Source organism: Blautia sp. Sow4_E7 (assembly GCF_052116245.1).
In the GTDB taxonomy this organism is placed as follows: Bacteria; Bacillota; Clostridia; order Lachnospirales; family Lachnospiraceae; genus Blautia_A.
The window spans coordinates 1-5957 of the sequence record NZ_JBQKLL010000072.1; the positions used below are offsets into that span (position 1 = coordinate 1).

Here is a 5957-nt window from a genome sequence, read left to right on the forward strand (position 1 = left end):
CGAGGTAGATAGGGCAGAGGTGGAAGTGTGGTAACACATGGAGCTGACTGTTACTAATAGGGTGAGGGCTTGACCAATAATCGCAAGGTTAAAGAATGATTCCATTAGGATATAGCATGTATGTAGTTTTGAAGGTACAAACACCTTTCAAAGAGATGTGACTAGTAATAGTCACTTTTCTTCATAAAATAGGGGATTGGTCAAATGGTATGATAGGGGTCTCCAAAACCTTTGGTGGGAGTTCGATTCTCTCATCCCCTGCTCTTAGGAACGCTGAAAAGCCTTATAAATCAAGGTTTTCAGCGTTTTTGATTTTCCGCAAATTACAAAGGGTATCAATCAGGGTATCAAATCAAAAAAAGGAGGTACAACACCTGATACCACATATCAAAATCAACTGAATTTATTTGAGATACTCTGTAAAGGGTATCTCTTTTTTTCTTACATAGTTAAATCGTAATCTGTGATGGATGAATCTGTATCAATGATATTGAGTTCAGGAGAATTTGTATAACCCTTTTTTTTACGCTCTTCTCTTACACGTAACATTTCCAGATTCCAGCTGGAAAGATTGGCTTTACGCTCATTCTGAAATTTCTTATATAAACTTTCAACCAGCTTCCGAAGAGGTTTCTTTGTACGTTCACTTTCTCTGTCCAGAAATTCAAGAAATTTTGCATTCAGATTTTTCTCATCATTAATAATCTGAGTACATACATCCGACATGCTGTAAGCCTTTGCCATCATTTCAGCGGCTTCTTTTTTCAGCTGTTCTACGCTTACAGTTTCATTGAGTATCATTTGCATTTGAGCCTGTACAGAAGCCTTTTGATTGTCTAATAAAGCCTGCTGGGTATCCAACTCTGCCCTGTCTTTTTCAAGCTGTGCCTGATTGCTTTTGGCGGCTTCCTGCATCTGTTTCATTGCCTGCTCTAACTTATCCATTTCTTCTTGTCTTAATTTCATATTCAATTCTCCAATCTGTAAATTTAACATTTTACTGCTGAGTTCTTTCATCTGGTCAGGCGTAAGCCCCTGCTGATGCCATACACCGTTGGAATCCGTATAGCCTGCCAGATGTTCTTCAATCGGCTTATTCTCCAATTCAATATCATAGCACTGATCGCAAAGTTCTTTGCGATACAGTCTATGAATGCTTGCAAGTTGTTTCGGATTTTTGAAAAATTTCGTTTGTGAAAGTGTACATTTGGTTTCGCCTGTACGGGTCTGCGTTTCATGGCAGGGTACAAAGATAATGTGTAAATGTACATTTGTTTCATCCTTATGAATGGAAAAACCTACGATATTTTCTTTACCGAACAATTTTTCTGTAATCTTCATAACATCCCACATCCAAGTTTCCTTGTGCTGTTCAATCGTATCATTATCAAGCTGAACGATGAGAGGACGTACAATTACAGTGTCATTTTTGCCTTTATCAGAGATTCTTGCTTTATGCTTTTTCGCATATTCAATACGCCGATTTACTGCATCCCTCATATCTTTAGAAGTAGCTGTTTCCTGCCATACACCGTTGGAATCTTTGTAATAAGATTCGTTATCCAAGGTACAGGAAGAATCAATGTCAGGGTTGCTGTGATTGACCTCACAGCCGTTCTTTTTGTCTGTCCCACGGTCAATGTGACGGATATAACCATTGATGCCGCCAAACCCTGTTTTATCTGTTTTTGTACTTGTAAATCTACCAGACTGATGTATTTTGACGCTGGCATCGAATGACAAATATCCCATACACAAATCCCTTTCATTATTATAGTTGTTCTATATCATATAGTTATTATATAATATTGTTAAATATTTGTCAATCTTTTTTGCTGTATCTTTTCTCATGGATGTAGCAAAATACAGCGACCACTTCGTTCCATTCGCTAATTTTGCAAGGGTGGTTGCACCCCTTGACCCTGCTTTGAAACAGCTTACGCTGTGCGGGAGCATCCGAAAAAAGGAGTGTTCATTCAATGAAAAATGATGTAATTTTCAGAGCCTTTATTACAAATCTGGGAATATATAATGAGGGGCGGCTTGTAGGTGAATGGGTAGATTTTCCCATACAGCATGACGGTTTAACATTACAGGAATCCATTGAGAAAATCCTTTGTAGAATCGGTGTGGATGGAAAACAGTATGAGGAATATTTCATCACAGATTATGATTCGGAAATCGCTGGTCTTACAGAAAATTTCGGGGAATATGAAAATCTTTTCCTGCTTCAAGCGTTGGCTTGCAAGATTTGTTTGCAGTACTGTGATCAGTACAGTTATAAAAGTATGCTGGAATCTATGCTTGAGTATGGGGAATATACAGGCAGTGTATTAGAATTGATAAATCTGGTCAGCAATACAGAAAATTTTTATTTCCTGCCAGATGTTGCGAGTGATTATGACCTTGGGTATGAGTACGCTGAAAACAGTGGGATGTTTACAGAAGTGTATGCACAGATGGGGACGCTACGGAACTACATTGATTATGAGGGGTATGGTCGTGACATACGGCTCACAGAGGGAGGAATCCATACAAAGAATGGCTATATTTCTCTTACAGATGCGATTGTTACTTACTATGATTCTACAGAAGATATTTTTGAACTGTATGAGTAAAGCGTCTTACAGTAAAATGTAAGGGCGTATGGGTGCATCTACACGGAACTGCTTTGTCTGTTTGTCTGACTTTTTTCTAAGAAAGATTTTTACATTTTCTTACTTATTACATAGCTGTATTTTCTTTATCTCTTCTTATTAAAATTTCTACATCTATTTATAAAAAATAAAACAGACAATCAGACAAGCTAAGAATATATAGAATTTTAAAAAACTTTTTTCTAAAAAAAGTCAGACAAACGGACAGGCATTTCCCCTTTCCATTTTTCTGTAGGTCACTTCTTATTCTCTTTCCGAAAATGCTCTGTAAGTTCATAGAGAATCTTCATCTGCTCTGTATTAAGACCAGAGATATCCAGACTTCCGTTCTGCTTCAATCCAAGTAAATAATCTGTAGAAACGTGGAACAGATTTGCAAGCTCTACCAAGTAGTTAGTAGACGGACAGGAAAAGCCAAGTTCCCACGCATTTACGCTACTGCGTGTAATACCTAATTTCTTCGCTAAATCAGCCTGTGAAAGATTCTGTGCTGTTCTTAATATTTTTATTTTATCAGCTATCATATAAAAAATACCATTCCTTTTTATATGATGGTAAAATTTACTGTATGATATTGCATTATCACACAGATGTTTAAAATTGACATAAGTGTATTTTAAAAGTATAATCAAAAGAGAATCGAAAGGAGCAGAGATTATGAAAACAAGAAGAAAAAATCTATCATTTATTTTTGTACTGTCACTCATTCTGACGTTATGTATCAGCATAATACCTGTACAGGCGGCAACGACTAAATCTGGTAAAGTAGCTGTGACTGTTCCAAAGACTACGCTGTACGTTGGAGACAGCAGAAGTAACAGCACACCAATCACAGTGAAGTACAATAACAAAACTGTAAAAAGCGGAATCAAATACAGTACGAGCAATAAAAAAATCGCAACTGTAAAAAAAGGTAAAATTGTTGCTTCCAGAAAAGGTACCGCAACAATTTCAGTAAGATACAAAAATAAAACCTGCCGTTTCAAAATCACTGTAAAAAATGCCACTCTCAATTTAAGCAAGAAATCATTATCCTTACAGAAAAGCAAGACATATACTTTTAAAGCATATGCGAACAAAACACAGCTTAAAGCAACTTCTGTAAAATGGACAACAAGCAACAAGAAAATTGTTTCTGTAAATAAAAATGGAACAATCAAAGCACTCAAAAATGGAAAGGCAGTTATTACAGCAAAAACAAGTTTCGGAACTGCTAAATGTACAGTAACCGTATCTTCTAAGCCTGCTCATCAGCACACTTGGGTTGACCATACAGCTACAAAGAAGGTGCCACGTACCGTGCATCACGACGCTGTATACGAAACTGTGACCATTCCAGCTGTAACTAAGCATCAGATTCAGTGCTTGGGTTGTGGTCAGTGGTTTGACAGCCTTGACGCGCTTGAATGGCATCAAGTTGTAGATACCAACGGTGAATGTGGCAACTACGACGGTCACTGCGAACGTGATGTCGTCATCACACCTGCACACACTGAGCAAAAGCTTGTCAAGGAGGCTTACGACGAGACTGTCTACGATACGCAGACTTACGTCGACTATCAGTACTGCTCTGGCTGCGGTCAGCACAAGTAAGTGAAATATAAAATGAGAAATAAATATTTTGCTGAAATTATCATTTCCATATAAGGAAGAAGTGAAAGCAAAGTGAGCGGAACTGCGAATCAAATTTCCGACAGGAAATTTGTTCGCAGATCCGCTCACTATCTTTTTTACACAGAATCTGAACTTTAAAATCACTATCTGTTATTTTTTATTTATCTTCGGAGTGACATATATCCCTAAAGGATTTTCTAATTTCCTTGTCAGCTCTGAAAAGCCATCCTCAGGAGTGATGCCATCTCTATCTATTTCTTTGATATGAGCCGCCCTTTCGTATAAATCATGTCGAAAAGATTTTTCATCAAAATCAAAGAACATATCGAAAAGAGTTCTGAGCATCATACGGTCAATAGTTTCATTCACGATTTCTTCATTCATTTTATCCAATGTCAAAGCAGGAAGATGATATCCGAAAGATTCCTTTTTAACACGTTCCCCATTTGTCAGTGTATGAAATTGCTTTTTCGTCCATGACGCATTATCTATAGTATCTTTTACTTTTCCATCTGTATCATACAATGGATTATTTTTACTTTCATCATTTAAAATATTTGCGATATGTGCCACTCCTTTGTCAAAATCTAACTGTCGGTCATTTTCCAATGACTTCATTTCTGCATCTTTTAAACTTCTGTCTCGTACAGCTTCTGTACGTTTTAATTTCTTTTCTTCTGTGGCTTTTTTATCTGCTGTAAAATATTGATACATACAATCTTCTATAAAGAATTTTGCAAAATCAGACGAAAGCTGATATTTATTTTTCGAGCCATTCCTCTGTAAAGGTGCAATCTGGCGGTCTTTCAGTTCACGCTGGATTTGCTTCGTAACAACGTCTTTATAGTCTTTAAGTGCAATACTATCATTCTTTATATTTTCGGAAATCGGATAGATTTTCAATGCGTAATTAATCATATCGTCAATATCCCAAAACTCCGTATTATTCTTTTTTATTGGCATGATTTTCCCTCTTATTCTTAATAAAATGTCCTGAAAAGGCACTCTGCTTATGTTCTGTTTTCGTTCCATTTTATCCCGAAAAGCTTGAAAAATCAATGTTTTATAATGTCCAGATATCGTCATTTTAAGTGTCCAGGCACAGAAATTCTCCTGATGTAGAATAATGCTATCAAAAACAAATGCAAAACAGTTACTTCCAAAGCCAATCTTGGGAAGCAACAGATAAGCATTGAAATAATAAAAAAGGAGACCAAAAAAATGGCAGAAAAAGACTTAACAACTAATAACAATTCCGCAACTACAAATACTGTAGCTACACCGAATGCTAAGCCAACAGTATCACAGATTATCGGCACAGCGACAGATACATTTATTCGTCAGTGTACTTATCTGACAGATGAAAACCGTTGCTCTTCTGAGTTGTTCGTAGAACTCAATAATGCAATCGACCTTGAAAATTCAATCAAACCAAAGGGAAAGAAATTCAAGCCTTTAACTGACCTTCCGGCAATCAGTATTGCAATGCTGATTGCCGCCAGAGATGATGTGGCATTGATTGCAGATGGTGATAAAAGCCAGCAGGGATATCTCAAAGATTTTTCCATTGCGGAATGATGTTGTATAAATAAAGTTGACACCTTATTCTCAAAGAATTCATGTATAATAAAGAGAATAAGGAGGAACTCTCAATGTCACGTACCCAACGTAAATACGACCACGAAT

At 36.8% G+C, this 5957-nt stretch carries 6 protein-coding genes and 1 tRNA gene; 4 read left to right on the plus strand and 3 right to left on the minus strand.

Features of this window, described 5'->3' with window-relative positions; all coding sequences use genetic code 11:
* The first annotated feature begins 190 nt into the window (after positions 1–190).
* Positions 191–261, plus strand: a tRNA-Trp gene (locus tag ACTQ50_RS18810).
* 180 nt (positions 262–441) lie between these two features.
* Here ACTQ50_RS18810 and ACTQ50_RS18815 read toward each other — a convergent pair.
* The gene (locus tag ACTQ50_RS18815; protein WP_441485438.1) at positions 442–1752 is read right to left on the minus strand and encodes a plasmid recombination protein; all 1311 of its coding nucleotides are present in this window, start codon (positions 1750–1752) and stop codon (positions 442–444) included.
* Positions 1753–1979: 227 nt separating this feature from the next.
* Between ACTQ50_RS18815 and ACTQ50_RS18820 the strand changes: the two genes are divergently transcribed.
* Positions 1980–2618, plus strand: coding sequence for an antirestriction protein ArdA (locus ACTQ50_RS18820; RefSeq protein WP_441485439.1), 639 nt, complete (start codon positions 1980–1982; stop codon positions 2616–2618).
* A gap of 275 nt (positions 2619–2893) precedes the next feature.
* On the opposite strand, the gene ACTQ50_RS18825 is transcribed toward ACTQ50_RS18820, so the two are convergent.
* A complete protein-coding gene (locus ACTQ50_RS18825; RefSeq protein WP_441485440.1) occupies positions 2894–3181 on the minus strand; it encodes a helix-turn-helix domain-containing protein in 288 nt (95 codons plus the stop codon).
* A 133-nt stretch (positions 3182–3314) separates the two neighbouring features.
* Here ACTQ50_RS18825 and ACTQ50_RS18830 point away from each other — a divergent pair, with 133 nt between their 5' ends.
* Positions 3315–4250 carry an Ig-like domain-containing protein gene (locus ACTQ50_RS18830; protein ID WP_441485441.1) on the plus strand — a complete coding sequence of 312 codons (936 nt, stop codon included), beginning with the start codon at positions 3315–3317 and terminating at the stop codon, positions 4248–4250.
* A gap of 171 nt (positions 4251–4421) precedes the next feature.
* Here ACTQ50_RS18830 and ACTQ50_RS18835 read toward each other — a convergent pair whose 3' ends face one another.
* Entirely contained in the window at positions 4422–5234 is an 813-nt protein-coding gene (locus tag ACTQ50_RS18835) for a hypothetical protein (protein ID WP_441485442.1), read from the minus strand.
* Positions 5235–5492: 258 nt separating this feature from the next.
* Between ACTQ50_RS18835 and ACTQ50_RS18840 the strand changes: the two genes are divergently transcribed.
* Positions 5493–5849: a hypothetical protein gene (locus ACTQ50_RS18840; RefSeq protein WP_441485443.1), complete on the plus strand. Its 357-nt coding sequence runs from the start codon at positions 5493–5495 to the stop codon at positions 5847–5849.
* Positions 5850–5957: the final 108 nt, after the last annotated feature.